This window comes from Sphingobium sp. WR1, from assembly GCF_059693745.1.
The window spans coordinates 153,591-179,893 of sequence record NZ_JCATID010000006.1 but is presented as its reverse complement, the minus strand read 5'-3'; the positions used below and the strand labels follow the sequence as shown (position 1 = coordinate 179,893).

At 66.2% G+C, this 26,303-nt stretch carries 25 protein-coding genes; 14 read left to right on the top strand and 11 right to left on the bottom strand.

Annotated features, from left to right (window positions below; all coding sequences use genetic code 11):
• Positions 1 to 9 precede the first annotated feature (9 nt).
• The 5 genes from AC58EF_RS10180 (at position 10) to AC58EF_RS10160 (ending at position 7,069) form a co-directional block, all read left to right on the top strand.
• Complete coding sequence (locus AC58EF_RS10180) at positions 10 to 3,018, top strand: glycoside hydrolase family 35 protein (RefSeq protein WP_497276016.1); 3,009 nt, start codon at positions 10 to 12, stop codon at positions 3,016 to 3,018.
• Complete coding sequence (gene bglB, locus AC58EF_RS10175; protein ID WP_497276014.1) at positions 3,019 to 4,134, top strand: beta-galactosidase BglB; 1,116 nt, start codon at positions 3,019 to 3,021, stop codon at positions 4,132 to 4,134.
• 86 nt (positions 4,135 to 4,220) lie between these two features.
• On the top strand, positions 4,221 to 5,741 hold the full coding sequence (locus AC58EF_RS10170; RefSeq protein ID WP_497276013.1) for an MFS transporter: 1,521 nt from the start codon (positions 4,221 to 4,223) through the stop codon (positions 5,739 to 5,741).
• 15 nt (positions 5,742 to 5,756) lie between these two features.
• Positions 5,757 to 6,944: an SGNH/GDSL hydrolase family protein gene (locus AC58EF_RS10165; RefSeq protein ID WP_497276012.1), complete on the top strand. Its 1,188-nt coding sequence runs from the start codon at positions 5,757 to 5,759 to the stop codon at positions 6,942 to 6,944.
• On the top strand, positions 6,941 to 7,069 hold the full coding sequence (locus tag AC58EF_RS10160; RefSeq protein WP_497276011.1) for a hypothetical protein: 129 nt from the start codon (positions 6,941 to 6,943) through the stop codon (positions 7,067 to 7,069). The genes AC58EF_RS10165 and AC58EF_RS10160 overlap by 4 nt, the downstream gene beginning before the upstream one ends.
• Here AC58EF_RS10160 and rhaT read toward each other — a convergent pair.
• From rhaT to rhmD, 5 genes are all read right to left on the bottom strand, one after another.
• Positions 7,038 to 8,105: an L-rhamnose/proton symporter RhaT gene (rhaT, locus tag AC58EF_RS10155; RefSeq protein ID WP_497276010.1), complete on the bottom strand. Its 1,068-nt coding sequence runs from the start codon at positions 8,103 to 8,105 to the stop codon at positions 7,038 to 7,040. The genes AC58EF_RS10160 and rhaT overlap by 32 nt on opposite strands.
• Complete coding sequence (locus AC58EF_RS10150; protein WP_497276008.1) at positions 8,102 to 9,004, bottom strand: amidohydrolase family protein; 903 nt, start codon at positions 9,002 to 9,004, stop codon at positions 8,102 to 8,104. Before AC58EF_RS10150 ends, rhaT begins: the two co-directional genes overlap by 4 nt.
• Before the next feature lie 168 nt (positions 9,005 to 9,172).
• Positions 9,173 to 9,922, bottom strand: a complete 750-nt coding sequence (locus tag AC58EF_RS10145) for an SDR family NAD(P)-dependent oxidoreductase (protein ID WP_497276007.1) — start codon at positions 9,920 to 9,922, stop codon at positions 9,173 to 9,175.
• The gene (locus AC58EF_RS10140) at positions 9,919 to 10,776 is read right to left on the bottom strand and encodes a 2,4-didehydro-3-deoxy-L-rhamnonate hydrolase (protein WP_497276006.1); all 858 of its coding nucleotides are present in this window, start codon (positions 10,774 to 10,776) and stop codon (positions 9,919 to 9,921) included. The genes AC58EF_RS10145 and AC58EF_RS10140 overlap by 4 nt, the downstream gene beginning before the upstream one ends.
• A 23-nt stretch (positions 10,777 to 10,799) precedes the next feature.
• The gene (gene rhmD / locus AC58EF_RS10135; RefSeq protein WP_497276134.1) at positions 10,800 to 11,984 is read right to left on the bottom strand and encodes an L-rhamnonate dehydratase; all 1,185 of its coding nucleotides are present in this window, start codon (positions 11,982 to 11,984) and stop codon (positions 10,800 to 10,802) included.
• Between the two features lie 190 nt (positions 11,985 to 12,174).
• On the opposite strand from rhmD, the gene AC58EF_RS10130 reads away from it, so the two are divergent.
• The 9 genes from AC58EF_RS10130 to AC58EF_RS10090 all read left to right on the top strand — a co-directional run bounded on the left by AC58EF_RS10130 (position 12,175) and on the right by AC58EF_RS10090 (position 20,775).
• Positions 12,175 to 13,041, top strand: a complete 867-nt coding sequence (locus AC58EF_RS10130; protein WP_497276005.1) for an IclR family transcriptional regulator — start codon at positions 12,175 to 12,177, stop codon at positions 13,039 to 13,041.
• Between the two features lie 203 nt (positions 13,042 to 13,244).
• Complete coding sequence (gene lra1 / locus AC58EF_RS10125; protein ID WP_497276004.1) at positions 13,245 to 14,009, top strand: L-rhamnose 1-dehydrogenase Lra1; 765 nt, start codon at positions 13,245 to 13,247, stop codon at positions 14,007 to 14,009.
• Positions 14,010 to 14,230: 221 nt separating this feature from the next.
• The gene (locus AC58EF_RS10120) at positions 14,231 to 15,202 is read left to right on the top strand and encodes an alpha/beta hydrolase (protein WP_497276003.1); all 972 of its coding nucleotides are present in this window, start codon (positions 14,231 to 14,233) and stop codon (positions 15,200 to 15,202) included.
• Entirely contained in the window at positions 15,199 to 15,954 is a 756-nt protein-coding gene (locus AC58EF_RS10115; protein ID WP_497276002.1) for a (Fe-S)-binding protein, read from the top strand. The genes AC58EF_RS10120 and AC58EF_RS10115 overlap by 4 nt, the downstream gene beginning before the upstream one ends.
• Positions 15,951 to 17,345: a lactate utilization protein B gene (locus AC58EF_RS10110; protein ID WP_497276001.1), complete on the top strand. Its 1,395-nt coding sequence runs from the start codon at positions 15,951 to 15,953 to the stop codon at positions 17,343 to 17,345. Before AC58EF_RS10115 ends, AC58EF_RS10110 begins: the two co-directional genes overlap by 4 nt.
• Positions 17,342 to 17,956 (top strand): LutC/YkgG family protein, encoded by a 615-nt coding sequence (locus AC58EF_RS10105; protein WP_497276000.1) that lies wholly within the window; start codon positions 17,342 to 17,344, stop codon positions 17,954 to 17,956. Before AC58EF_RS10110 ends, AC58EF_RS10105 begins: the two co-directional genes overlap by 4 nt.
• Before the next feature lie 100 nt (positions 17,957 to 18,056).
• Positions 18,057 to 18,890 (top strand): 5-dehydro-4-deoxy-D-glucuronate isomerase, encoded by an 834-nt coding sequence (gene kduI, locus AC58EF_RS10100; protein WP_497275999.1) that lies wholly within the window; start codon positions 18,057 to 18,059, stop codon positions 18,888 to 18,890.
• A 161-nt stretch (positions 18,891 to 19,051) separates the two neighbouring features.
• Positions 19,052 to 19,825 carry a 2-dehydro-3-deoxy-D-gluconate 5-dehydrogenase KduD gene (gene kduD, locus AC58EF_RS10095; protein ID WP_497275998.1) on the top strand — a complete coding sequence of 258 codons (774 nt, stop codon included), beginning with the start codon at positions 19,052 to 19,054 and terminating at the stop codon, positions 19,823 to 19,825.
• 5 nt (positions 19,826 to 19,830) lie between these two features.
• Entirely contained in the window at positions 19,831 to 20,775 is a 945-nt protein-coding gene (locus tag AC58EF_RS10090; RefSeq protein ID WP_497275997.1) for a glycoside hydrolase family 43 protein, read from the top strand.
• 59 nt (positions 20,776 to 20,834) lie between these two features.
• Here AC58EF_RS10090 and AC58EF_RS10085 read toward each other — a convergent pair whose 3' ends face one another.
• The 6 genes from AC58EF_RS10085 to AC58EF_RS10060 form a co-directional block, all read right to left on the bottom strand.
• Positions 20,835 to 22,235, bottom strand: a complete 1,401-nt coding sequence (locus AC58EF_RS10085; RefSeq protein ID WP_497275996.1) for an efflux transporter outer membrane subunit — start codon at positions 22,233 to 22,235, stop codon at positions 20,835 to 20,837.
• Positions 22,228 to 23,130, bottom strand: coding sequence for an efflux RND transporter periplasmic adaptor subunit (locus AC58EF_RS10080; protein ID WP_497275995.1), 903 nt, complete (start codon positions 23,128 to 23,130; stop codon positions 22,228 to 22,230). Before AC58EF_RS10080 ends, AC58EF_RS10085 begins: the two co-directional genes overlap by 8 nt.
• Positions 23,127 to 23,342: a DUF1656 domain-containing protein gene (locus AC58EF_RS10075; RefSeq protein WP_497275994.1), complete on the bottom strand. Its 216-nt coding sequence runs from the start codon at positions 23,340 to 23,342 to the stop codon at positions 23,127 to 23,129. Before AC58EF_RS10075 ends, AC58EF_RS10080 begins: the two co-directional genes overlap by 4 nt.
• Positions 23,339 to 25,405, bottom strand: coding sequence for an FUSC family protein (locus AC58EF_RS10070; protein ID WP_497275993.1), 2,067 nt, complete (start codon positions 25,403 to 25,405; stop codon positions 23,339 to 23,341). The genes AC58EF_RS10075 and AC58EF_RS10070 overlap by 4 nt, the downstream gene beginning before the upstream one ends.
• The gene (locus AC58EF_RS10065; protein WP_497275992.1) at positions 25,402 to 25,851 is read right to left on the bottom strand and encodes a MarR family winged helix-turn-helix transcriptional regulator; all 450 of its coding nucleotides are present in this window, start codon (positions 25,849 to 25,851) and stop codon (positions 25,402 to 25,404) included. The genes AC58EF_RS10070 and AC58EF_RS10065 overlap by 4 nt, the downstream gene beginning before the upstream one ends.
• A gap of 127 nt (positions 25,852 to 25,978) precedes the next feature.
• Positions 25,979 to 26,281, bottom strand: a complete 303-nt coding sequence (locus AC58EF_RS10060) for a hypothetical protein (protein WP_497275991.1) — start codon at positions 26,279 to 26,281, stop codon at positions 25,979 to 25,981.
• Positions 26,282 to 26,303: the final 22 nt, after the last annotated feature.

The window sequence follows — 26,303 nt, the reverse complement described above, 5'->3', positions numbered from 1 at the left end:
CCGGATTCCATGCGCTCCCTTGTCGCCGCCCTCCTGCTCGGTTCCATGCCTGCCGCGCCCGCCTTGGCGCAGCAGGCGCGGCCCACCGCTGACTTGTCGGCTCCGGTCAGGACGTTCGGCCGCATTTCCTATGATGCCCGATCGCTGATGATCGACGGCAAGCGGATGCTGATCTGGTCGTCAGAATTCCACCATTTCCGCCTGCCCTCACCCGATCTGTGGCGCGACATCCTCCAGAAGATGAAGGCGAGCGGCTTCAACAGCGTCGCCCTCTATTTCGACTGGAGCTATCACAGCCCGAAACAGGGGGTCTACGACTTCACCGGCATCCGCGATCTCGACCGGCTGCTGACGATGGCGGAGGAGGAAGGCCTCTATGTCATCACCCGCGCCGGGCCTTATGTGAATGCGGAACTGTCGCGCGGCGGATTTCCCGGCTGGCTGGTCAACCAGCGCGCCCGCGCCCGCACCGACGATCCCGACTATCTGGCGGCCGCCGACGAATGGCTCAGCCAGGTCAACGCGATCATCGCCCGACATCAGATCAACAATGATCCCAGGCGCAAATATGGGGTCATCCTGCACCAGATCGAAAATGAGCTGGCGCTGACCACCCCGGCGCAGCGGCGCTATATGGACCATCTCTATGCCCGGGCGCGCGCCGACGGCATCACCGTGCCGCTGTTCCATAACGATCAGGGCCGCAACGGTTACTGGGTGCCCGAAAGTTCCAAGATCGAAAAGGTCGTCCGCGGCCCCAACGACCTCTATGCGTTTGACGGCTATCCCGGCGGCGCCTGCACCGTCACCGGCCAGCCGACGCGCGGGTCGGCCGCGCCCGACTGGGGCTATTATGGCCCGGGCGGCGCGAAGGGCGGTGCGTCCGCCTCACCCGGCACGCCGGGCTTCCTCGCCGAATTCGGCGGCGGCTGGTTCGACTATTGGGGGTCGAACGGCGGCTACGAATGCAATGCGATCCAGCGCGGCAAGCGGTTCCAGCGCGTCTTCTACGGCACCAACCTGGCCAACGGCATCGGCATCCAGAGCTTCTACATGGGCTATGGCGGCACCAGCTGGGGCTGGCTGCCCGCACCGGTGGTGTTCACCAGCTATGATTATGGCTCCGCTATCTCCGAACCGCGCGAGGTGCGGGAAAAGGCGCTGGAGATGAAGCAGCTGGGCGGCCTGATCGCCTCGGTCCCCGACATGGCGGGCATGGTCCCGGCCGGTCCGGTGGAGATCGACTCCCCCAACATCCAGATTTATCACAATAAAAGCCCGGAGAGTGACGCGCGCTTCCTGATGGTGACGCACAAGCCGTCCAACGGGCAGACCAACGACCGATTCAGCTTCACCGCCGACCTGCCGGACGGCCGCTACACCGTGCCGATGCAGCTCAACGGCTTCGACGCCAAATGGCTGATCGCGGGCGTCACGCTGGGCGGGCAGCGGCTGGTCTATTCGACCTCCGAACTCCAGTCAGCGCAGGTCATCGACAAGGCCGACCTCATCCTGCTCTACGGCCGCGCCGGAGAGCCGGGCGAGACCATGCTGCGCTACACTTCGGCGCCGAAGGTGACGGTGCTGGAAGGCGGCGTCACCAGCGCCTTCGACGCTGCGAAAGGCGACCTCAAGCTCAGCTACACCCATCAGGGCCGCTCCGTAGTGCGGATCGAAGGCGGCGATCGTCCACCGCTGACCCTGATCCTCGCCGACGAAGCCGAAGGGACGCGCTACTGGCGCGAAAAGGACGTGCTGGTGCGCGGCCCAGCGCTGGTCCGCAGCGCGGCGATCAGGGGCGGCACGCTGGCGCTGACCGGCGACACCGCAGAGGCCAGCCCGCTCGAAATCTGGGCGGCGAAGGCGGTGCGCGCCGTCAGCTGGAACGGCGCGAAGGTCGCGACCAAAGCGACAGCGGTCGACAGCCTCGCCGCAGTCCAGCCACTTGCCGGTCCCACCGCCATCGCCCTGCCCGCCCTCAGCGACTGGCGCATGGCCAAGGGATCGCCCGAAGCCGACCCCGCCTTCGACGACAGCGCATGGCAGGCGATCGACAACCGCGCCTATGCCAGCATCACCGCCCGGCCTGATGGCCAACCCAATATGAGCATGGACGCCTATGGCTTCCACGACGGCGACGTCTGGTATCGCGGCCACTTCACCGGATCGCCGGACGCGAAGACGCTCTCGCTTCATTACGGTGCGGGCGGTTCGGGTCTGGCGCAGGCCTGGATCGACGGCAGGTTTGTCGGCGAAGGCGAAACCCCCGGCGGCCTGCCCCGTCCGATCACCACCGGCACCGCGCGCTTCGCCCTGCCGGCCGAGGCGCAGGCCCCCGGCGAGCATGTCGTGTCGGTCATGGTGCGCAACAACGGCCATAACTGGGATCTGGACAGCGACGATTTCCACAAGGAAGCGCGCGGCCTCATCTCCGCCTCGCTGGAGGGTGGCCCGAGCGGTCGCAGCTTCGCCGTGCCGATCGACTGGAAGATCCAGGGCAGGTTGGGCGGCGAGGATTTGGCCGACATCGCGCGCGGCTCGGCCAACAATGGCGGCCAATATGGCGAGCGCATGGGCTGGCACTTGCCGGGCTATAACGACAGTGGCTGGGCGAAGGCGAGCGTGCCCGCGACGCAGGCCGAGGCGGGCACGAACTGGTATCGCACCAGCTTCGTGCTCGACGTGCCCAAGGGGCAGGATGCCACCATCGCGCTCAGCTTCGGCGACGCGACCACGCCGCGCTCCCCGATCCGCTACCGCGTGCTGATCTTCGTCAACGGCTGGAATATGGGCCAGTTCATCGCCCATGTCGGTCCGCAGCGCAGCTTTCCCATCCCCGAGGGCATAATGAACCATCGGGGCCAGAATCATGTCGCACTGGCCGTCACGTCTGACGGCCAGCCCGGCGATGCGCTCGAAGCCGTGCGCCTCGTCACCCTGCGCAATGTCAAAGGCGGTCTGCCGGTAAGACAAGTGGCCGCGCCAAATGCACCTTCAGACCTCAAGGAGATCCAATAAGTGGCCGCTCTCAATCATGATGTCCCGCGCAGCCAGGTCGTCGACGCCATCGACCGGCTGATGGACAATCTCGTCAACATCAAAGACGAGACGGGCGAGTTCCTGCTCCATCTGGAAGACGGCCGCATCATCGACACCAAGGGCTGGGCCGGCTGGGAATGGACCCATGGCGTCGGCCTGTTCGGCATGTGGCGCTATTATGAGCAGACCGGCGACCAGAGGGCGCTCACCATCATCAAGCAATGGTTCGAGGATCGCTTCGCCGAGGGCACGCCGACCAAGAATATCAACACCATGGCGCCGTTCATCACGCTCGCTTACCTCCATGAGCATGAGCCGGACCCGCGCTATATCCCCTATCTCGACAGCTGGGCCGAATGGCTGATGGCGCCCGACGGCCTGCCCAAGACCCAGGAGGGCGGCTTCCAGCATATCGTCTATAATGACGAGAATCCGGGCGAGATGTGGGACGACACGCTGATGATGTCGGTCCTGCCGCTGGCCAAGATCGGCCTGCTGCTGGACCGCCCCGCCTATGTCGAGGAGGCCAAGCGCCAGTTCCTGGTCCATATCAAATATCTCTACGATAGCAGGACGGGTCTGTGGTTCCACGGCTGGGACTTCAACGGCCGCCACAATTTCGCGCAGGCGCTGTGGGCGCGCGGCAATTGCTGGGTGACGATCGCCATCCCCGAGATCATCGAGATTCTCGACCTACCCGAAGGCGATTTCTTCCGCACTTTCCTGATCGACACGCTGGCGGCACAAGTGAAGACGCTCAGCGAGACGCAGGACGCCGAAACCGGCCTGTGGCACACGCTGATCGTCGATCCGACCAGCTATCTGGAAGCGTCCGCCACCGCCGGCTTCGCCTATGGCATATTGAAGGCGGTGCGGAAGGGCTATCTGCCCCGTCCTTATGAGGCGGTCGCCATCAAGGCGGTGCGCGGCGTGCTGGCGAATATCGACGAGAGCGGCGAGTTGCAGCAGGTCAGCTTCGGCACCGCGATGGGCGACACGCTGCAATTCTACAAGGATATCCCGCTCACCTCCATGCCCTATGGCCAGAGCCTGGCCATCTGCGCGCTGGGCGAGTTCCTGCGCACCTATATCTGACCCTTGATCGCGCTCGGGCGGCGGCCGAAATGGAAGGACGGCCGCCGCCCGGGACCGAAATGAAAAATGTGGCGGAGGAGCCGAGAGTGACCGATATAGCCCGCGCCGCGCCACGCCCGGTTCGCCTGCAAAATTACTTCGCCTATGGCTCGAACGACGTGCTGGGCGCGGGATCGATGGCGGTCATCTCAGGCTGGGTGCTGATCTTCTACACCCAGTTCTGCGGCCTTACCGCGGGACAGGCGGCGACCATCTTCGCGGTGGCGCGCATTCTCGACGCCTTCGCCTCGCCGATGATCGGCTATATCTCGGACCATTTCGGATCGACCTGGCTGGGCCGCAGGTTCGGCCGCCGCCGCTTCTTCATCCTCGCCGCCATTCCGCTGCTGCCCAGCTTCGCGCTGATGTGGCTGCCGGGGCAGGGCTTTTACTATTATCTCGTCAGCTATGTGCTGTTCGAGCTGGTCTATGCGATGGAGATCATTCCGTTCGAGACGCTGGCCGCCGAAATGTCGACCGACTATCGCACCAAGGCGAAATTCGCCGGCGCCCGCATCCTCTTCGGCCAGGCGTCGGCCATCCTCGCGGGCTTCCTGCCACTCTGGCTGATCAATGCGCTCGGTCGCGACAGCGCCGATACCTTCTTCTACATGGGGCTGATCTTCGCCGCCCTGTTCATGGTGACGGCGGGTCTGCTCTACCGCCTCAGCTGGGAACGGCATATGCCCGGATCGCTGGAGGCGCTGCCAGGGCGGACACAGGCGGGCGGCGCGGGGCAGGCGCTGAAGGCGCTCTACCGCAATCTCTTCTCGACCATGCGCATCCGGGCCTTCCGCCTGCATCTCGGCATGTATCTGGGCGGCTATATCAGCCAGGATATTTTCAACGCGGCCTTCACCTTCTTCGTGATCTTCGCGCTGGCCGGCTCCACCGCGATCGCGTCGGGCCTGCTCGGCACCATGTATATCGTCCAGTTCATGGCGGTGATCATCGCCATCAATCTGGCGCTGCGCGCTTCCCCCAGCCGCGCCTATCAGGTCGCCGCCGCCGATTTCGCCGTGGGCGTGTTCGTGCTCATCACCCTTTGGCTGCTGGGCGTGCCCGCGACCTCCGCCTGGATCTGGCTGCCGATCATCCTCGTGGGGTTGGGCCGCGGGGCGCTCAACTATATCCCCTGGGCGACCTACAACTACATGGCCGACGTGGACGAGATCGTCACCGGCCAGCGGCGCGAGGGCAGCTTCGCGGGCGTCATGACCTTTGTGCGCAAGGCGACACAGGCTGCCGCCGTCGCCGGCGTGGGCTTCATCATGCAGGCGGGCGGCTTCGTCTCGGGGGCGCAAACCCAGAGCCCGAACGCGATCCTCACCATGGCGCTGCTGCTAAGCGTGGGCACGGTCGGCTGCCTCGCCTTCGGCATCTTCATCTCGACCCGCTTCCGCCTCAGCCCCGCTACCCATGACATATTGATGCGCGAGATCGAGCATCTGCGCAGCGGCGCGCGCACGCCCAGCTCGCCCGGCGCGGGACAGGTGGTGGAGGATCTGTCGGGCTGGCGCTACGACCGGCTCTGGGGCAACAATCCGGTGGTCCGATCGACCGCATAGTGAAGGGGGAAAGAGATGCGAACCATAATCCTTGGTGCGACGCTGTTGCTCGCGCTTGCCGCCACGCCGTTGCAGGCGCAAAGCTGGTCGCGCAGCTGGATGGCCGCGCCGCTCGTGTCGAAGGCCCCACCGGAAAAGCGCCCGGACCTCAGCAACCGCACCCTGCGCCAGGTCGTCCGCATCAGCAGCGGCGGCCAGCGCATCCGCCTGCGCCTCTCCAACGAAATGTCGACCCAACCATTGCTGCTGGGCGCGGTCCATGTCGCGCTCGCTGGCGAAAATGGCGAGACGCTGCCGGGCACGGATCATGTCGTGACCTTCAACCAGGCGCAGGGCGCGACCATTCCCGCCCGCGCGCCGCTGCTGAGCGATCCGGTCGCGATGACGGTGAAGCCGCTCACCCGGCTCAGCATCAGCATCCACCTGCCGCAGGGCGCGCCTGACGCGACGGTGCACAGCTACTCTGCCGCCACCGGCTGGACCGCGCCGGGCGACCAGACGGCTGCGACCAACCTGTCGGAGTCGACCATGCTTGGCCCGCGCGTCATCATCTCGGGCGTCGAGGTGGAGAACCGCAAGCCCGGCACCACCATCGTCACGCTGGGCGATTCGATCACCGACGGCGTGCGCGCTACCCCCGACAGCAACCGCCGCTGGCCCGACCTGCTCGCCGAGCGGCTGCAAAAGGCGAGGCGGACATCGGTCGGCGTCGCCAATGCCGGGATCAGCGCCAATCGGCTGCTGTCCGAAGGCGACGGCTATAATGCTCTCGCGCGCTTCGACAGCGACGTGCTGGCCGTGCCCGGCATCACCCATGTCGTGATCCTCGAAGGGGTCAACGACCTCGGCAACGCCGCCCGCAGCCAGCAGCCGATGCTGGCGCCCGAAGCGCTGATCGGCGCCTATCGCCAGATGATCGCGCGCGCCCATGATCGGGGCGTGAAGGTCATCCTCGCCACCATCCTGCCCTATAAGGGGGCGGGCTATTGGAGCGCGGAGGGTGACGCCGCCCGTATGGCGGTCAACAAGTGGATTCGCGACAACAGCGAAGCCGACGGTTTCGTCGACCTCGACAGGGCGATCGCCGACCCAGCCGATCCGGCGCGCATGGCCAGGCCCTATGATGTCGGCGACGCGCTCCACCCCAATGACGAGGGTTTCCGCGCCATGGCCGCCGCCTTCGACCTGAAGCTGTTCCGATGATCGCATCGCTGCTGATGCTGGCCGCCGCCAAGGAGGAAGCAAAGGCCGATCCCGACTGGCGCCACCGCACCGTGACGGCCCATAGCCTCCGCGTCAGCCGGCCAGCCGGTTGCCATAGCCGATGATGAGCGTGGCGAAGATCAGCAGGCCGACCCCGCTCCACACCATGCGGCGGACGGCCGGCGCCGCATCCTTCCACTCGCGAAAGGCGAAGCCCCAGCAGGTGCCGAAGATGATGATCGAGGCCATGTGCAGCGTCCAGCTGGAAAAGCCGAAACGCCCCATCTGGCTCTCTCCCATGGTGTAGAAGAAGAACTGGAAATACCAGGCGGTGCCCGCCAGCGCGCAGAGCAGGAAATTGGGCAGCAGCAGCGGCGGGCGCCTGCCCGATGCGTCCGCCGTGCCCAGCCATTGCCCGGCCGATCTGTTCTTCGCGATCAGCCATCCGCACCAGAGCGCATTGGTGATGAGGCCGCCGAACATGACGAGGCACAGCGTCGGCAGGCCGGTCCAGAGCGGCCCGGTGCCGGCGGCGGCGGAGAGCGCCTTGACCGGCTCGCCCGCCGCCAGGCCGAAGGCGAAGCAGCTCGACATGATGCCAGAAAAGATGGCGACGGCGATGCCCTTCCTGAAATCGAACTCGGCCACGGCGGCGGCCTTCTGCTCGGGGCTGAGCGCCTCATCCTTGCGCGCGCCGGCGCGGGCGACGACGATGATCCCCGCCAGCGTGACGGCGAGGCCCAGCAGCACGATCCGGCCATGCAGGGTGCCGGCGATCTCGGTCATGAACGTCCCGTCGAAGATGGGCGGGATCAATGTGCCGAAGACGGTGCACAGGCCCAGCACCACCGCCATGCCCAGCGACAGACCCAGATAGCGCATGGTAAGGCCATAGGTCAGGCCGCCAAAGCCCCAGAGGAAACCGAAGAAAACGCACCAGCCGACGATCGATCCGGGCACCTGGCGCATCACCCCCAGCAGGTCGTTGGTCTGGACGGCGGCGAAGAACCAGGGCGCGATCACCCAGGAAAAGACGCCGCCGGTCAGCCAGAAAATCTCCCAGTTCCAGCGTTTGACGCCGCGATAGGGAACATAGAAGCTGGCCGAGGCGAAACCGCCCAGCCAGTGGAACAGAACGCCGAGCAGCGGATTGGGGGTCATAGGGCAAGTCCCAGGCGATAGAGGCGATTGGCGTTGCCGGCGAAAAGCGAGCAGCGGTCGGCTTCGGAAAAGTCGGCGACGATCGCGTGATAGGCTTCCATATAGCGGTCGATGGGTCCGAACAGCTTGTCGGTCGGCGTATCGCTGGCGAAGGCGCAGCGTGTCGTCCCGAACAGGTCGATCGCCTCACGGATGAACGGCTCCACGCTCTCGCGGGTCCAGTCGGGGCGGATGAAGCCCATGCCCGACAGCTTGACCGCGACATGGGGCAGCGCGGCCAGCGCCTTCATGCCCTTGCGCCAGTCCTCCAGACCGTCAGGGTCGGTCAGCACCGGCATACCGATATGATTGATGATGACGGGAATGTCGGGGTGGCCCTCGATCAGCGGGGCAAGCCCCGGCATCTGCCGCGGATAGCATTGCAGGTCGAAGGACAGGCCATGCTTGGCCAGCAGCGCATAGCCCGCCTGCCACTGCGGATCGACGGTCAGGTCGACCGGGCCATAGCTGCGCTTCGGGCTGGGATGCCAGTTGACGATGTGGCGGATGCCCTTGACGCGGGGATGCGCCGCCTGGCGCTCCAGCAGGGCGTCGAGGTCGGGATCGTTCAGCGCCGCGAAGGCGACGAAGCCGGTCGGCAGCCCCTCCAGCTTCGCCAGTCCATCGAGCCACCGCGTCTCGCGCAGAGCGCTTTCCGCCGCCGCACCCGCATCGACATGCACCGCGCCCACGACATTCCAGCGGGCGAGGTCGGCGCGATACTGCGCCACGCCATAATCCCGCGCGATCGCCTCGACGCTGCCGTTCGGCCCTTCGTCGGAGAAGGGCGGGCTGAGCCAGTCGTAGCGTATGTGGTTCAAGTCCCACAGGTGGATATGAGCATCGACAAAGGGGATCATGCAACCTCTCCTGTGTAACAAACCTCCGTTCGCCCTCAGCTTGTCGAAGGGGGCTTCCCTTTTTTGAAGAGAAGTGAAGGGCTTCGACAGGCTCAGCCCGAACGGGATAGGGTGAGGATTACTTGCGGCACTCCGGCTCTTGAGTGGCCGGTCGCGCCGCGCAACTTGTCAGAAGGTCGTGCGCCCGCCCGACGTGTCGAAGGTCGACGCCGTGGTGAAGCTGCATTCCTCGCTGGCCATGAAGCAGACCATCGCGACTGATTCCTCGACCAGGCCGAGGCGGCCCATCGGAATCTTCGATCGCATATAGTCGACCTGGCTCTGGGGGAGTTGGTCGAGGATCGGGCTTTCGAAGGTGGCGGGGGTGAGCGCGTTGGCAATCACCCCCTTGCCCGCCAGTTCCTTGCCGATGCTCTTGGTCAGGCCGATCACGCCTGCCTTGCTGGCCGAATAGGCGCTGGCGTTGGGATTCCCTTCCTTGCCCGCGACCGATGCCAGGTTGACGATCCGGCCATAGCCATTTTGCAGCATGAACGGCACGACTTCCCGGTTGCAGTAGAAGAGGCCGTTCAGGTTGATGTCGATCACCCGCTGCCAACTGTCGACCGGATAGTCCCACACCGTGGCGGTCGCGCCGGTGATGCCGGCCGAGCAGACGAGGACGTCGATCTTGCCCAGCGCCTGCGCGCTTTCCTTCGCGGCGGCGGCCACCGCCGCCTGATCCGACACGTCAAGCGCGACCGCATGGACCGCGCCGACCTCCTCCCTGGCGGCGGCGAGGGTTTCGGCATTGAGGTCCCACAGGACCACCTTGCCCCCCTCCACCACGATGCGCGCCGCTACCTGCTTCCCCAGGCCCGACGCGCCGCCAGTGACGATGGCGCAGCGACCGTCATAGCGACCGGCGTAGACACTCATCCCAGCACCTCGTCGCCCAGGTGACGCCATGCCACGACCTGCTGCTTCTGTGTGCCCAGCTTCGCGATGCCCAGTTCCATGACGTCGCCGGCCTTCAGATAGATGGCATTGGGCTTCTTGCCCTCGCCCACGCCCGGCGGGGTGCCGGTGATCATCAGGTCGCCCGGATAAAGGGTGATATATTCGCTGACATAGGCAATGAGCTGGGCGACATTGAAGATCATCGTCTTCGTGTTGCCGGTCTGCATCCGCTCACCATTGATATCGAGATGCATGTCCAGATTCTGCGGATCGCCCACCTCGTCCGCCGTGACCAGCCAGGGGCCGACCGGGCAGAAGCTGTCATGGCCCTTGCCCTTGCTCCACTGGGTGCCGCGCTGCTTCTGGTTGAAGCGTTCCGACACATCGTTGACGAGGACATAGCCGGCGACCTTGGACAGCGCCTCTTCCTCCGGCACATAGCGGCAGGTTTCGCCGATCACCACGCCCAGCTCGACTTCCCAGTCGCCATGGGTCGACCCCTTGGGCAGCATCACCTCGTCATTCGGGCCGTTGAGCGAGGACAGCGCCTTCATGAACATCACCGGCTCGGTCGGGATCGGCAGGTTGGATTCGATCGCATGGTCCTCATAGTTGAGGCCGATGGCGACGATCTTGCCGATGCCCTTGACCGGCACGCCATAGCGCGGATCGCCTTCGACCACCGGAAGTGTGTCGACGTCCGCGCCCTTTGCCGTGGCGAGGGTCGCGATCGTCAGTTCGGGGACGACCGCGGACAGGTCGCGAATCTTGCCTTCGCTGTCGATGACACCGGGCTTTTCCTGGCCACGCTGGCCGAAACGGCAGAATTTCATGGGTCTATTCTCTCTTCAGGCAATCAATGGGTGTAGGGGCGGTGCATCGCGATATCGCGATTGAGTTCGACGCCGAAGCCCGGCGCATCGAGCGCGCCGACCTTCAGCCGGCCATTTTCCGGCACCGGCTCGCCGATCAGCTGCGGGTGGAACATCGGCACCACCTCCGTCGGGCCGGGGTGCATCATCAGATATTCGGCGAAAGGCGAATTGTGGCGGGTGATGACGAAATGATAGCTGTAGACCGACGATCCGTGCGGCACGACCATCTTGCCATGGGCATCGGCCAGCGCGCTGATCTTGAGCAGTTCGGTGACGCCGCCGCACCAGCCGACATCGGGCTGGATGATGTCGCAGCAATCCATTTCCAGCAACATGCGAAAGCCCCAGCGGGTCGCCTCATGCTCGCCGGTCGTGACCAGCATCCCCTTGGGCACGTTGCGCTTCAATGCGGCATAGCCCCAATAATCGTCCGGGCTGATCGCCTCCTCGATCCATTTGAGGCCAAGCTCATGGGCGGCGATGGCGAGCCGGGTCGCATAGTCGACGTCCAGCGCCATCCAGCAGTCCCACATCAGCCAGAAATCATCACCCACCTTGGACCGCATGTCGGCCAGTTCGTCGATATTCTTCTTGAGGCCCTCGATTCCTTCCGCCGGGCCATGGTGCAGCGGCATCTTGCCGCCGATGAAGCCGAATTGCTTCGCCTTGTCGGGCCGCGCGCCGGTGGCGTAAAATTGCAGCTCGTCGCGCACCGCGCCGCCCAGCAGATGATAGACCGGCTCCTGCCGCAGCTTGCCCAGCAGATCCCACAAGGCCAGGTCGACACCGGAAATCGCGTTCACGACCAGGCCCTTGCGCCCATAATATTGGGTCGAAAAATACATCTGGTCCCAGATTTTCTCATAATCGGTCGGCGAGCGGCCTTCGAGGAAACGGGCGAGATGCTTTTCGACGATATAGGCGGCCGGTTCGCCGCCGGTCGTGACAGCGAAACCGACAGTTCCGTCCTCCGCCTCGATCTCCACCACCAAAGTGCCCAGGACGTTGATGCCGAAGCTCTGCCGCGACTGACGATATTCGGGATAGCGCGACATCGGCGTCGCGATGTGATCGTCGATCCAGTGGCCTTCGCCCTGGTCATGATAGTCGGCGCCGCCCCCCCGCACGGTGAAGGCCCGGACATATTTGATCTTCGGCAAGGTCACGATCGGCACGCACTCACTCCTTGAGCCTGCCCGCTGTCCAAATTGTGGGAAACAGCGGCCAATACTTCCAATATATGGTCAAACTCGCAATATGCCGGGCGAGATGGGAGGGACCGGCGCGATCGGAAACTATCATGTCGCCCCTCCTTCACCCTTGTTTTTCTCATTTTGTGGGATAGAGTATTAGTAGATGAGACAGAAATCGTCAAACCCTGAATTGAGCCGGGAATCAGGAGAGGGAGAGGCAATGGTGCAGGCGCCGGAGAAAGCGGAGACGGCCAAGGCGTCGGGGTCGCAGACCCTGCAACGGGGGCTGGACCTGCTGGATCAGGTGATCGACGGTCCGATCAAGCTGGCTGAACTGTCCGAACGCATGGGACTGACCCGGTCGACCACACACCGCCTCGCCAACGCGCTGGTGGAGCGCGGCTTCCTCACCTTCCTCCTGCGCGAGGGCTATCAGCTGGGGCCGAAGCTGCTCCAGCTCGGCTTTCTGGCGCAGAGCCAGGCGGACGTGGTGCAGATCGCCCGCCCCCATCTCGAAACGCTCGCCGCCGTCAGCGAGGATGTGGTGCATCTGGGCCGGCTGGACGGCGACCATGCGCTCTATCTCGACAAGATTCCCGGCCGCCGCCGGGTCGAAATCTCCAGCCGGATCGGCGACCGCCAGCCGCTGACCTCCACGGGTCTGGGCAAGGCGCTGCTGCTCGACGATCCCGAAGCCAATTGGCATCGCCTGTTCGATGCCGACCAGGCCGCCGGCACCCATCCCATCGCCTATGACATATGGCTGGAGCGGATGCGCGGCTATGTGGCGGCGGGGCGTTCCTTCGACCTGGAGGAAAATGAGGACCAGATACGCTGCGTCGCCGCTCCGATTCGCGACGCATCGGGCGCGATCGTCGCCGCCATCAGCCTGTCGAGCGCCGCCCAATATATGGACGATGCGCGGATGCAGGTGCTGAGCGAGGCGGTTCGCGACGCCGCCCACAGGATCAGCGCCGATCTGGGCTGGACCCCCGGCGTCAAATCCCCCCGCCGCCCGGTGCGGCGCTAGAGGCATGACCTGGCTCGCCTCCTCCCGAAGATCCTCCCCCATTGGGGGAGGGGGGCCGCCAGCGAAGCTGGTGGTGGAGGGGTGTCGCCCTGTCGAGAGCGGGACACCCCTCCGTCAGGGCTTCGCCCTGCCACCTCCCCTGTCAGGGGAGGATTGTCGTTCGCTCACGTCTCAAAATCATCAAATCAAGGAAAGCCTGATCCATGAAGCTGCTTGAAGGCAAGACCGTCCTCATCACCGGCGCATCGACCGGCATCGGCCGCGCCGCCGCCATCGGCGCCGCCCGGCATGGCGCCGATGTCGCCATCAACTATGCCCATAGCGACGGCCCGGCCACCAGTTGCGTGGCGGAGATCGAGGCGCTCGGCCAGCGCGCCATCGCGGTGAAAGGCGACGTCGCCGACCCGCAGACCGCGCAGGATTTCGTGGCCAAGGCGGTCGAGGCGTTCGGCAAGGTCGACGTGATGGTCAGCAATGCGGGCATCTGCCCCTTCCACGCCTTCCTCGACATGCCGGTCGACGTGGTGGAGCGCACCTTCAAAGTGAATCTGCACGGCGCCTATTATATGGTGCAGGCCGCCGCCCAGCAGATGGTGAAGCAGGGCCATGGCGGCTCGATCGTCGCCGTCTCGTCCATCTCGGCCCTCGTCGGCGGCGAATATCAGACCCACTATACCCCGACCAAGGCGGGCGTGCATTCGCTGATGCAGTCCACGGCGATCGCGCTGGGCAAGCATGGCATACGCTGCAACAGCGTCCTGCCCGGCACCATCCTGACTGAAATCAACAAGGACGACCTGGCCGATGTCGAGAAGCGCCAATATATGGAAGCCCGCACCCCGCTCGGTCGCCTTGGGGCGCCGGAGGATCTGGCCGGGCCGATCGTCTTCCTCGCGTCGGACATGGCCGCCTATGTCACCGGCGCCGCGCTGCTGGTCGACGGCGGCATGTATGTGAATTTGCAATAGGACCTCAAATCCAACCTCGTCATTCCCGCGAAGGCGGGAATCCATCTCCGAACGTTGCGCCTGGAGATATGACGGAAGATCCCGCCTTCGCGGGGATGACGAAAAATGGGACAAAGCGGAAAGTCACGCATGGGGATCGCCCTGAAAATCGCAACCACCCTCGCCGCTCTGGCCGCGCCGCTCCCCACATGCACCACGCCACTGGGAAAGACGAGCTGCCAATGACCTTTCTCGATCGCCGCACCCTGCTGACCGGCGCGGTCCTGACCGCCGCCATGGCGCCCGCCACTGCTGCGCTGGCCCAGAGCTTCCCCCTGCCGCAAGGGTTCGAGCGGTTCCCGATCTGGCCTGGCAAGGCGCCGGGCGGCGAGATTGTCCATGTGCAGGAAGTGGAGACGCTGCGCCGCCCCGACAGCGGCCCCGACGACGGCGTCTTCGCCCATATCGTCACACCCACCCTCACCATGCTGCGCCCGGCGAAACCCAATGGCGCGGCGATGCTGTTCATTCCGGGCGGCGGCTATCTGCGCGTCGCGATCGGCCATGAAGGCTACAGCCTCGCCCGCCGTTTCGCGCAGGCGGGCTATGTCTGCTTCGTGCTGCTCTACCGCCTGCCCGGCGACGGCTGGGCGGCCGGACCCGAAGCGCCCTTGCAGGATGCGCAGCGCGCGCTGCGCCTGGTCCGCGCGCTCGCGCCGAAGGAGAAGTTCGACGCCAACCGGATCGGGGTAATGGGCTTTTCCGCCGGCGGCCATCTCGCCGCCTGGCTCACCAGCCGCACGCAGGCGGAGACTTACAAGCCCGTCGACGCTACCGACCGCGAACCGATCCGGGCGGCGCTCGCCGCCTATATCTATCCGGTGATCCAGATGGAGGGGCCGTTCGTCCATGCCGGATCGCGCACCCAGCTTCTGGGCGCGATCCCTTCGCCGGAGAGAATGCGCAGCCTTTCGCTCGATCGGGACGTGAGCGCGCAAACGCCGCCCGTCTTCCTTGCCCATGCGCTGGACGACAAGGTGGTGCCGCCCGAAAACAGCCTGTCCATGCTGGCGGCGCTGCGGGCCAAGGGCATACCGGCCGAATGCCATCTGTTCGAAAATGGCGGCCATGGCTTTGGCCTCGTCCCCGAACCGGCGGCGCCGGCGCGCTGGCCCGACCTCTTCCTCTCCTTCGCGAAACGCCACACATTATGACCCGAAACGTCGCCCTCTTCGTCACCTGCCTGGTCGATGTCATGCGCCCGCGCATTGGCTTCGCCGCGATCCGCGCGCTGGAGGCGGCGGGATGCGACGTGATCGTGCCCGAAGGCCAGACCTGCTGCGGCCAGCCCGCGCTCAACAGCGGCGACCGGGACCATGCCGCCGCGCTGGCGAAGCAGACGATCGCAGCGCTCGAACCCTATGACGCGATCGTCGTCCCCTCCGGCTCCTGCGCGGGGACGATCCGCTGCCACTATCCCGAAATTTTCGAGCATGACCCCAACTGGCTTCCCCGCGCGCAGGCGGTGGCGGCAAAGACCTTCGAGATCATGGCCTGGCTGGACGAAGTGTGCGGCTGGAAACCCGAGGGCGTGAGCGTCGACGCGAAAGCCACCTATCATGACAGTTGCTCAGGGCTGCGTGAACTCGGCATCAAGGCCCAGCCGCGCCGCCTGCTCAAACATATCGACGGCCTGTCCCTCACCCCGCTCCAGGGCGAGGAGACATGCTGCGGCTTCGGCGGCACCTTCTGCGTCAAATATCCCGCCATCTCCAACGCCATCGTCGGGGAGAAGGCCGACGCCATCGACGCCACCGGCGCCGACCTGCTGCTGGCGGGTGATCTTGGCTGCCTGATGAACATGGCGGGCAAGCTCAACCGCAAGGGCAGCAAGGTCCGCGCCTATCACGCCATCGAGCTGATCGCGGGCATGGGCGACGGCCCGGCCATCGGGGAGGAACCATGAGCGCCTTCAAGCAGCGCGCCGCCGCCGCGCTCGCCGATCCGATCCTCAAAACCGCGGTCGCACGCACGACCGGAACGGCCGAGGCCAAGCGCAGTGCGGCCGTAGCCGCCTTCCCCGATTTCGAGGCCGCCCGCGACCGCGCCGCCGCGATCAAGGATCATGTCGTCGCGCATCTGGGCGCCTATCTCGAACAGTTCGAGGCCAACGCCATCGCCGCCGGGGCAAAGGTCCACTGGGCCAGCACCGCCGACGAAGCCTGCAAGATCGTCATCGACCTCTGCAAGGCGGCGAACGCCAAGACCGTCGCCCGCTCCAAGTCGATGCTGGGCGAGGAGATCGGCCTGCCCCACGCGCTGGCCGAAGCGGGCATCGGCCGGGTCGAGACTGACCTTGCCGAACATATCATCCAGCTGGCCGACGAGCGCCCGTCGCACATCATCTGGCCCGCCATGCACAAGACGCGCGAACAGGTGTCGGCCCTCTTCAGGGCGAAGCACCGCACCCCGCATGAGGAAGAAACGATCGCCGCCCTGGCCGAAAGCGCCCGGCGCGAACTGCGCGCCCGGATGCTGGGCGCGGATGTCGGCATATCGGGCGCGAACTTCCTGATCGCGGACACGGGCGCCATTTGCACCGTCACCAATGAAGGCAATGCCGAACTCTCGCTCGTCCCCCCGCGCGTCCATATCGTGACCGCGGGGATTGAGAAGATCGTGCCCTCCATGCCGCACGCCATCCACATGCTACGGATGCTGGCGCGCTCGGCCACCGGGGCGGCGCTCACCCAATATACGACCTTCTACACCGGGCCGAAGCGCGCGCAGGACCGCGACGGGCCGGAGGAAATGCACATCGTCCTGGTCGACAATGGCCGCACCAAGATGCGCGAGGAGGGGCTGGCGGAGATGCTCCGCTGCATCCGCTGCGGCGCCTGCATGAATCATTGCGTCGTCTTCCGCCAGATCGGCGGCCATGCCTATGGCGGCACCTATCCGGGGCCGATGGGCGCGGTGCTGACCCCGGTGCTTGACGGCCTGCCCCGGAACCGCGACCTCGCCCATGCCTGCACCCTCAACGGCAAATGCCAGGAAGTGTGCCCCGTCCGCATCCCGCTCCCGACGCTGCTGCGCGGCTGGCGCGAGAAAAGCTGGCGCGAGGGGCTGGAACCGACCTCGATGCGCTTTGGCCTCGGCGTCTGGACGTGGGTCGCCCGTCGCCCGGCGCTTTATCGTTTCGGCACGGGCATCGCCGTGCGCGCGATGCGGCTGCTCGGCCATCGGGGCTGGATCGGGAAACTCCCGCTCGCGGGCGGCTGGACCCGTTATCGCGACATGCCCAAGCCCGCCGCACAGACCTTCATGACTCAATATAAGAAGGAGCGCCGTAAATGAGCGCCCGCGACTTTATTCTCGCTCGCCTTAAGAATGGCGCGCCCGCCGACATCAGGGCGGAGGCAGACGCCCTGTTGATCGCGCCCGAACGCCCCGTCGTGGACGAATCGGCGCTGGAGGCGGAATTTCTCGCCCGCCTCGCGCTCCCCAGCGTCAACGCCAGCCATGACGCCATCGCGACCATGGCGGATCTGCCCGCCGCCATCGCCCGCTATCTGGCGGCGCAGGGCGAACCGCTCACCCTCTGCCTGCCGCCCGATCCGCGCCTCACAGCCTGCGACTGGACCGGCTTCACCGTCCATGAGTCCGCAGCGCCCGATGAAACCGCGACGCTGGCCATCGCCAGGCTGGGGATCGCCGAAACCGGATCGCTGGTCTTCGAAACCGGCCCAACCGCGCCGATGCTCCCCAATTTCCTGACGCTGCATCATATCGTGCTGCTGGCGGTCAGGGATATCGCCCCCTGGCTGGAGGACGCCCCGCTGCCGGGCGTCCAGCCGCGCGCCCATTACTGGATCACCGGAGTGTCCGGCACCACCGATATCGAGGGCACCTATGTCCGGGGCGCCCATGGTCCGCGCTTCCTGCACGTTATCCTGCTCGGCGATTAATAACCGCATGGTAGAACTTCATTCCATATTTCGGGAATAACGACTTACTTTCGCGGTCCTTCACGCTATAAGCAGGAGAAAATCCTCGAAGGAGATAGCTGTGTTCGAGAAGACCTATCACGCGACGCACCCGGATATGATGGAGTGCGTGGACAATGAAGCCCTGCGCGACCGCTATCTGGTGGGGGGCATGTTCGTCGAGGGGCAGGTCGTCCTCAACTACAGCCATAATGAACGGTTCGTGATCGGCGGCGCGGTGCCGGCCGGTGGCAGCCTCAAGCTCCCCGACCAGACCGAACCGGCCTCGGCGGCGGGCCATCCCTTTCTGGAGCGGCGCGAGGCGGGCATCGTCAATATCGGCGGCGACGGCGCGATCACCGTCGACGGCACGCGCCATGACCTCGCCAACAAGGAATGCCTCTACGTCCCCATGGGCACGAAGGAGGTGATCTTCGAAGGCGCGGAAGCCCGCTTCTACATCGCGTCGCTGCCCGCGCACAAAGCCTGCCCGGTCAAAAAGATCACGCTGGCGCAGGCAAACCCGCTGGAGCGCGGCGACCTCGCCAATTCCAACCACCGCACCATCTACCAGCTGGTCATCCCCGGCGTGTGTGAAAGCGCGCAGCTGCTGATGGGCCTCACGGTGCTGGAAACCGGCAGCGTGTGGAACACCATGCCCCCGCACCTCCATGACCGCCGCAGCGAAATCTATCTCTATTTCGATCTTCAGGGCGGCGACCGCGTCTTCCATTATATGGGCGAGCCGGACGCGATGCGGCACATCGTCATAGAGAATGAGGAAGCGGTCATCTCCCCGCCCTGGTCGGTGCATATGGGGTCGGGCACCAAAAGCTATGCCTTCATCTGGGCGATGGGCGGCGAGAATCTCGACTATACCGACATGAACGTGCTGGACATCTGCCAGCTGCGCTGAGCCTTAATCCTCCCCTGTAAGGGGAGGGGGACCGCCAGCGAAGCTGGTGGTGGAGGGGTGTCCCGCTATCGATAGGGTGACACCCTCCGTCCGGCCTGCGGCCATCCACCTCCCCCTCCAGGGGAGGATGCACAACAGGCTCGTTCTTGGAGAGAAGCAAGATGACCACCCCCTTCGATCTAACCGGCCCCTTCAGCCTTGCCGGGAAAGTGGCGATCGTCACCGGCGCCAACACCGGCATCGGCCAGGCGATTGCGCTGTCGCTGGCGCAGGCGGGCGCGGACATCGCCGCGGTCGGCCGCACCCCCGCGCACGACACCGTGGACCAGGTCCGTGCGCTGGGCCGCAAGGCGGAGATCGTCTCGGCCGACCTTTCCAGCATCGAACCGATCCAGCGCATCATCGACGAGACGCTGGACACGCTCGGACGCCTCGACATCCTGATCAACAATGCCGGAATCATCCGCCGCGCCGACAGCGTCGACTTCAGCGAGGCGGACTGGGACGCGGTGATCGACACCAATCTCAAATCCACCTTCTTCCTCTGCCAGGCCGCCGGGCGGCATATGCTGGCGCAAGGCGCGGGCAAGATCATCAACATCGCCTCGCTCCTGTCCTTCCAGGGCGGCATCCGCGTGCCGAGCTACACCGCCTCCAAGAGCGGCGTGGCGGGCCTCACCAAGCTGCTGGCGAACGAGTGGGCGGCGCGCGGCGTCAACGTCAACGCGATCGCGCCGGGCTATATCGCGACCAACAACACCGCCGCGCTGCAAGCCGATGAGGTCCGCAACCGCCAGATCCAGGAGCGCATCCCGGCGGGCCGCTGGGGCGACCCGAGCGACATTGGTGGGGCCGCGATGTTCCTGGCATCGAGCGCCGCCGACTATATCCACGGTCATATCCTCCCCGTCGATGGCGGTTGGCTCGCGCGGTGACGCCCGTGAGACGCCGCGACTTCACCTTCGGCCTTGGCGCTCTGTCTCTCGCCGCTCGCGCGACCGGCCGCACGGTGCGGCGGGACGACCCGCTGGTCTTCGCCTATTTCACCACCGGCAAGCAGGGCGAGGCCGACGGCCTGAAACTCGCCGCCAGCGACGACGGCTTCGCCTTCCGCACCCTTGCGGGTGGTCGCAGCCTCCTCATCCCGCAGGTGGGCGAGAAGAAGCTGCTGCGCGATCCCTTCCTCTTCCATGACGGCCGGACCTATCATCTGCTCTGGACCACCGCCTGGGAGGGCGTGACCATCGGCCATGCCACCAGCGCGGACCTGATCCACTGGTCCGGGCAGAGGGCGATCCCGGTGATGCGGGACATTCCCGGCGCCCGCAATTGCTGGGCGCCCGAGGCGATCCGCGACCCCCGCACCGGCCGCTATGACATCTTCTGGTCCAGCACCGTCACCGGTCGCTTCACCGAAACGGCGGGGACATCGGAGTCCAGCTATAATCACCGCCTCTGGCGATGCAGCACGACCGATTTCGAGACATTCTCCAGGCCCGAACCGCTCTATGATCCGGGCTTCAGCGTGATCGACGGCACCTTCGCCCACGGCCCGGACAAGAGGCTCTATCTGATCGTCAAGGACGAGACGGTCGAACCGCCCCGCAAATGGCTCCAGCTCGCAAAGGCGGACAGCCCGACCGGCCCCTTCGGCCCGCTCTCCAGCCCCTTCTCCCCCGCCTGGGTCGAAGGGCCGATGACGGCCCTGATCGGCGATGCGCTCCTCTGCTATTATGACGTCTATAAGGAAGGCCGCTGGGGCGCGGCGATGACCCGCGACATGGTGCATTGGGACGATGTCAGCGCCCGCCTCGCCATGCCGGCGGGGGCGCGCCACGGCTCGCTATTGCGCGTTCCCCGTACGCTGGTCGACGCGATACAGTAAAAAACTCCGTTCGTTTCGAGCGAAGTCGAGAAACGCTCGAAAAGAACGGCTGGCGAAGATCAGTTCCAGCCCCCGCCCAGCGCGAGGAAGATGGCGATCTGGTCCTGCACCAGTTGCGCCCGCGCCGCCGCAGCCGACGCTTCCGCGCTGGCAAGGCTGCGCTGCGCATCGAGCAGCGAGAGGAAATCCCCACGCCCGAAGCGGAACAATTTGCCCGCTTGGGTCCCCGACACGCCCGCGCTGTCGCGCGCCCGGTCAAGCGCGGCGGCCTGCTCGGCATTGCGGCGATAGGTTTCCAGCGCCGTCTCGGTCTGGCGCAGCGCCTCCAGCACCGATGCGTCGAAGCTGGCCAGATCGGCCTTCACCTGCGCATCGGCCTGTGCGATCCGCGCGCGGACCACCGGCCGGTTGGGGAAGCTCCAGCTCAAAAGCGGCCCAAGACTGAAGCCGAAGGATGATCCCGATCCGAAATCCTTGAGCGGCCCGGTCAGGCCGATCGACCCGCCAATGCTGACCTGCGGATAAAGATCGGCCGTCGCGACGCCCAGCCGCGCCGTGTCGCCGGCAATGCTCCGTTCGGCCTGACGGATATCCGGCCGCCGCCGGATCAGCGCTGCCCCGTCGCCCACCGGCAAGGGCTGCCCCAGGGTCGGTAGCGCCGCGCAACTTTCCACCGCGCGCGGATAGTCGGCCGGCGGACGCCCCAGCAACGTGGCGAGCAGGTAAAGCGCATTCTGCCGCTGCGCTTCGAAGGCGGGAAGCGACGCTTCGCTCACCTCCACCGCCGCCTGCGCCCGGCTGACGTCGAACGCCGTGCCGCGCCCGCCCTTGGCCAGCCGCCGCGTCGCGTCCAGCGTGTCCCGCTGCAACGCCACCACCTTGCGGTTGATCGTCAGGTTGTAATTGGCCGCGCACACCTGCGCATAGGCCTGCGCCGTCGCCGCTGCCACGCCGACGCGCACATAATCGCGCGCCGCCGCCACCGCCTCCACGTCCGCGCCGCTCGCCTCGATCGCCCGCCTGATCCGGCCGTTCAGGTCCAGCGGATAGGCGGCGCTCAGGCCCAGATCATAGCTGACCGATCCCGGCAGATGCTGGGTGACGCCCGACGGACGCGACAGGGTTTCGCCGCCGCTGATCGACGTGCTGATCTTTCGCCCCGCCTCAGCCTCCTGCAACACCGCCTGCGCCTTTTCCAGATTGGCGTCAGCGGCCCGCAGATCGGCATTGGCGCTGAGCGCCTGCTCCACCAGCGCGTCGAGTTGCGGGTCGGCATAGAGCCGCCACCAATGGTCGGGTAGTTCCGCCTGGGCGAACTGCGCGCCCTGCGCCGAATGGAAGGCTCCGATCGCCCCCGGGGCGGTCGCCGCGGACTGTTCGGGCGGGCGATAGTCCGGCCCGGCGGTGGCGCAGGCGGCAAGGCTCAGCGCCAGCAGCGGCGTCCAGACGCTCTTACGCATGGCGGCAGTCCCCCGGCCTGGCGTCCTTCGCCGCCGGCTGCACCGTCACCGTCGCGGTGCGGCCGCTGATCAGCCGCAGCCCCGCCGGCACCTTCTCCAGCTTCACCCGCACCGGAATACGCTGGGCCAGCCGCACCCAGGAAAAGGTCGGCTCGACCGAGGGCAGCAGGTTGCCCGCATTGCTGCGGCTATCGTCATTAATGCCATAGGCGATGCTCTCGACCCGGCCATGCACGTCCTGCGCCTCGCCCATCAGCCGCACCGTCACCGGCGCGCCGATGCAGATCAGCGGCAGCTTGGTTTCCTCGAAATAGCCCTCGACCCGCAGGGAATCACCGTCAATCAGCGCCATGGCCTGACTGCCCGCGCCGACATAATCGCCCGGATGCAGGTCCAGATTGGTGACGACGCCGTTGACCGACGCGACGATCTTCGTGCGCTTGAGGTTCAGGGCGGCGGCGTCGCGCCCGCTATAGGCTTCGGCCAGCGCCGCCTGCGCCGTTTCGACCTTGGCGAGGTTCTGTTCATGCGTCTCCGCCGCGACCAGATCGCCCAGCGCCGTGTCGCGCCGCGCCTCGCGCCGCGCCTGTCCCAGCGTCGCCTGTGCGCTGGCGATCCGGGCGTTCGCTTCCTCCAGCGCCATCGAATAGCGCGGCGTGTCGATGACGAACAGCAGGTCGCCCGCCTTCACCTGCTGGTTGTCGCGCACTGCGACCGAGGTGACGAGGCCGCTGATGTCCGGCGTCACCCGCACCACATCGGCGCGCACGCGCCCGTCGCGGGTCCAGGGGCTGCGCTCATAATGATTCCACATCCAGATCGCGACGGCGGTCGCGGCGACGACGAGGATGATGGTGGCGGCGCTGCGGATCAGCACGGTCATAAGGCGGTTCATAAACGGATTCCAAGGGTGGGGACGAGGATGGCGAGCCCGCCGAGGATCAGTATGAAGATACTGAGGTCGACGGCCGCGCGATAGGCGAGGAAGCGATAGAGGCCGGCCGCGCCGATCAGCCGGGTCACGACCCAGGCCAGGATCAGCGCCACCAGCGCCAGCAGCAAAAGGGTGGGGATGAAGATGCCGCCGAGGGCAATTTCTCCGGTCATGCGACGGCCCTCCGATAGCCAGCTGCGTTCGGGAACAGGTTGCGGCGCAGGCTGACGAGGCCCAGCACCGCCTCGCGGCGGATCGTCGGGCGCGGATTGGCTGCCAGATCGCCGATCGCCGCGTCGATATCGCGCAGCAGCACGAGGTCGGCGGCCTGCGGCGCATCGGGATCGAGCCAGCGATAATGACGGCTGACGCCATGCAGCACATCGGCAAGGGGGCCGCCTTCCTGCACCGGCAGGTCCAACCGCAATTGCCGCAATTCCCCGATCGCCACGCCGGTGCGCAGGTCGCGCAGCGCGTCATAGAGCGGCTTGCCGCTGTCCCGGCGCGTCGCGGCCAGGCGCGGGGCGAGCAAGGCGATGCGGTCGAGCATCCGGTTGATCCAGCCGCGCACGTCCGGCGGCGACATCAATGTCGCGCGATTGGCGATGTCCGCCCAGCCCGCGCGCAGGGTGCGGCGGATCGCCCGCTCGACCCCCGCCGATTGCAGCAGTCCGGCCATGATGATCGCGAACCAGATGCCGACGATCTGCGCCACAGCGCCGTTGATATAGGAGCCGAAGGCGCTGATATAGCGGTCGGACAGCAGCACCGGGCTGCCCAGCCCCAGCAGCGTCGGCAGCGCGATCCCCGCCCAGCGGGGCGACGCCATCATCGCGCCCAGCAGCAGCAGCACCGGCGCATAGGCCATGGCCAGCATCCCGAAACCGTCCAGCCGGGGCATGATCGCATAGCCATAGACCGCGCCCAGCGCCGACGCGGCGATCGTGCCGATCATGAAGCCCTTGAGCGGGGCCAGCGGATTGTCGGACGCCGCGAACAGCGCCAGGAACACGCCGGCCAGCATCACCGCCGTGCCGCCATCCCTCCAGCCGCTGCCGATCCACAGGGCGCAGCCCACGGCCACGGTCATGAAGGCGGCGAACGCGCCACGCGCGGCGCCGGCGAGGTCACGGTGCATCTCGCGGTTGCGCCGTCCCTCCAGCAGTTCGGCGACGCGCGGCGTCACGGCGGCGCGGCTGTGCGTCGCCATCTGGTCGGCCAGGTCGCGGCAATCGCGATGCACCGCGATCAGCGACGCGAGCCGGGCATAGAGGCTGAGCCGCATCATGTCGCCCCAGCCCATGGCGGCGCTCGCCTCCGGCTCCAGCGCGTGGCAGCGGTCGATCAGTTGCTGGGTCAGCACAGCGCGGGTCGCATTGTCGGGCGCAGGCGTGTCCAGCCACAGACGCACATCGGCGATCAGCGCCTCGACCCGCGCCGGCACCACGCCGCCATTGGCGGCCTTGAGCTGCGCCAGTCGGTCCTCCACCGCCGCGCCCAGCGGCAGCAGCAGCGACAACTGGTCCTGCAACGCCCTTACCGTGCGCACGCGCGGCGCGAGGCGGCTGATGTCGAAGGGCAGATGCACCGACATCTGGTGCAGTTCGGTGACGTCCTGCGCCAGACGGCGGCGCTCGGCGTCCAGCCCCGGCACCGGCTCGATGGCGATGGCGTCGCGCGACCAGCGCTCGGCGTCGCGCAGGATCGCATCGACCCGGCCCAGCAACAGGCCGGTGATCGATCCGGGCAGGATGACGCCATGGACCAGGCTGCCCGACAGGATGCCGATCAATATCTCCTGCACGCGCAGCGATGCGACGGTGAAGATGGTCTGGGGGGTATCGACGTCGGGGAAGACGATCAGGCAGGCGGTATAGCCCGCCAGCACGAACATATAGGATCGCGGCGTGCGATCGAGCAGCGACACGAAACAGCACAGGCCCAGCCATGACGCCATGGCAAGCGACAGAAGTTCGGGCGCATTGACCAGCGGGGGCACGATCGCGACCGAGAATATCGCGCCCACGAAGGTGCCGACGACCCGGAACAGCGCCTTGGAAATCACCGCGCCGGCCATGGGCTGGGCGACGATATAGCTGGTCAGGAAGGCCCAATAGGGGCGCTCCAGCCCGATGCTGAACGCCACGAACAGCGCCAGCATGGCCGCCGCGAGGCATTTCAGGGAAAAGAGCGCGGCGGGGACGCCGAACTTCTCGCTCGAGACGCGCAGGGTCACATCTGGCTCCGCCGTTCGGCGATGCGGCGCGCAAGCAGGTCGAGCATCTCGACCATGATCTCGATCGCCTCGTCTGGCACGTCGCGCAGCAGGTCGGCGCGCAGCTCGCCCAGCCGCGCCTCGATCTGGCCGACCAGCTCCTGCCCGGCGGGGGTCAGCGCGATGATGTTGGAACGCCGGTCCTCGGGATGAGGTGAGCGCCCCACCAGCCCCGCCGCCTGCAACTGATCGAGCGTGCGGACCAGCGAGGGCTGGCTGATGTCGAGCGATTCGGCCAGTTCCGCCTGGCGCACGTCCGGGCCGATGCGATCGATATGGATCAGGCACCAGCCGGCGCTGTTCGACACGCCTAATTCCGCCAGCGCGCTGTCGGCCAGCTGCCGCCAGCCACGGGCGACAGGGGCCATTTTATGCGCGAGCAGGCGCTTCGACTCTGTGATGGGCATATCCATTAGATAGCTAACTAATGGAATTTATCAATATTGCTGCTGATTGTCTATTTCGCTGTCCTGTTTGCAAAGGATGCAACCGGACCGGGCGCGATCGAACCTCTCGACCGCGCCCGAACCAAGGTCAGGCCCGCCGCGTGCCGTTGAACGCCGACGCGCCGAACGCGCCCAGCTGCATCGTGCCGGTGATGGCGTCGCCCGCCACTTCGGCCTCGCATTCCAGCGTCATCGGCATGGGCATGGTCATTTCCATCTTCCATGTCAGCTTCGCGCCGTCGACCTTGCCGTCGACCACGTCCAGCGACCCCATCATGCCGGCGAAGGTCCCGTTGAAGCGATCGCCGCTGCTGATGACGGTAAACACACCCTTCTGGTCGCCCATCGGCGTCTTGGCCACGCAGTCATAGGCGCCATCCACTACAGCCATATCCATTCTCCTTTACGTTCGC

Excerpts from the sequence above, each read along its gene's own strand:
- AC58EF_RS10150 (WP_497276008.1), bottom strand. The coding sequence starts at position 9,004 with ATGATCCCCTTTGTCGATGCTCATATCCACCTGTGGGACTTGAACCAC.
- AC58EF_RS10145 (WP_497276007.1), bottom strand. The coding sequence starts at position 9,922 with ATGAGTGTCTACGCCGGTCGCTATGACGGTCGCTGCGCCATCGTCACT.
- AC58EF_RS10085 (WP_497275996.1), bottom strand. The coding sequence starts at position 22,235 with ATGCGTAAGAGCGTCTGGACGCCGCTGCTGGCGCTGAGCCTTGCCGCC.
- AC58EF_RS10115 (WP_497276002.1), top strand. The coding sequence starts at position 15,199 with ATGACCCGAAACGTCGCCCTCTTCGTCACCTGCCTGGTCGATGTCATG.
- AC58EF_RS10180 (WP_497276016.1), top strand. The coding sequence starts at position 10 with ATGCGCTCCCTTGTCGCCGCCCTCCTGCTCGGTTCCATGCCTGCCGCG.
- AC58EF_RS10060 (WP_497275991.1), bottom strand. The coding sequence starts at position 26,281 with ATGGCTGTAGTGGATGGCGCCTATGACTGCGTGGCCAAGACGCCGATG.
- AC58EF_RS10065 (WP_497275992.1), bottom strand. The coding sequence starts at position 25,851 with ATGCCCATCACAGAGTCGAAGCGCCTGCTCGCGCATAAAATGGCCCCT.
- lra1 (WP_497276004.1), top strand. The coding sequence starts at position 13,245 with ATGAAGCTGCTTGAAGGCAAGACCGTCCTCATCACCGGCGCATCGACC.
- rhaT (WP_497276010.1), bottom strand. The coding sequence starts at position 8,105 with ATGACCCCCAATCCGCTGCTCGGCGTTCTGTTCCACTGGCTGGGCGGT.
- AC58EF_RS10140 (WP_497276006.1), bottom strand. The coding sequence starts at position 10,776 with ATGAAATTCTGCCGTTTCGGCCAGCGTGGCCAGGAAAAGCCCGGTGTC.
- AC58EF_RS10105 (WP_497276000.1), top strand. The coding sequence starts at position 17,342 with ATGAGCGCCCGCGACTTTATTCTCGCTCGCCTTAAGAATGGCGCGCCC.
- AC58EF_RS10075 (WP_497275994.1), bottom strand. The coding sequence starts at position 23,342 with ATGACCGGAGAAATTGCCCTCGGCGGCATCTTCATCCCCACCCTTTTG.
- AC58EF_RS10130 (WP_497276005.1), top strand. The coding sequence starts at position 12,175 with ATGAGACAGAAATCGTCAAACCCTGAATTGAGCCGGGAATCAGGAGAG.
- kduD (WP_497275998.1), top strand. The coding sequence starts at position 19,052 with ATGACCACCCCCTTCGATCTAACCGGCCCCTTCAGCCTTGCCGGGAAA.
- AC58EF_RS10080 (WP_497275995.1), bottom strand. The coding sequence starts at position 23,130 with ATGAACCGCCTTATGACCGTGCTGATCCGCAGCGCCGCCACCATCATC.
- AC58EF_RS10165 (WP_497276012.1), top strand. The coding sequence starts at position 5,757 with ATGCGAACCATAATCCTTGGTGCGACGCTGTTGCTCGCGCTTGCCGCC.
- AC58EF_RS10110 (WP_497276001.1), top strand. The coding sequence starts at position 15,951 with ATGAGCGCCTTCAAGCAGCGCGCCGCCGCCGCGCTCGCCGATCCGATC.
- AC58EF_RS10120 (WP_497276003.1), top strand. The coding sequence starts at position 14,231 with ATGACCTTTCTCGATCGCCGCACCCTGCTGACCGGCGCGGTCCTGACC.
- AC58EF_RS10160 (WP_497276011.1), top strand. The coding sequence starts at position 6,941 with ATGATCGCATCGCTGCTGATGCTGGCCGCCGCCAAGGAGGAAGCAAAG.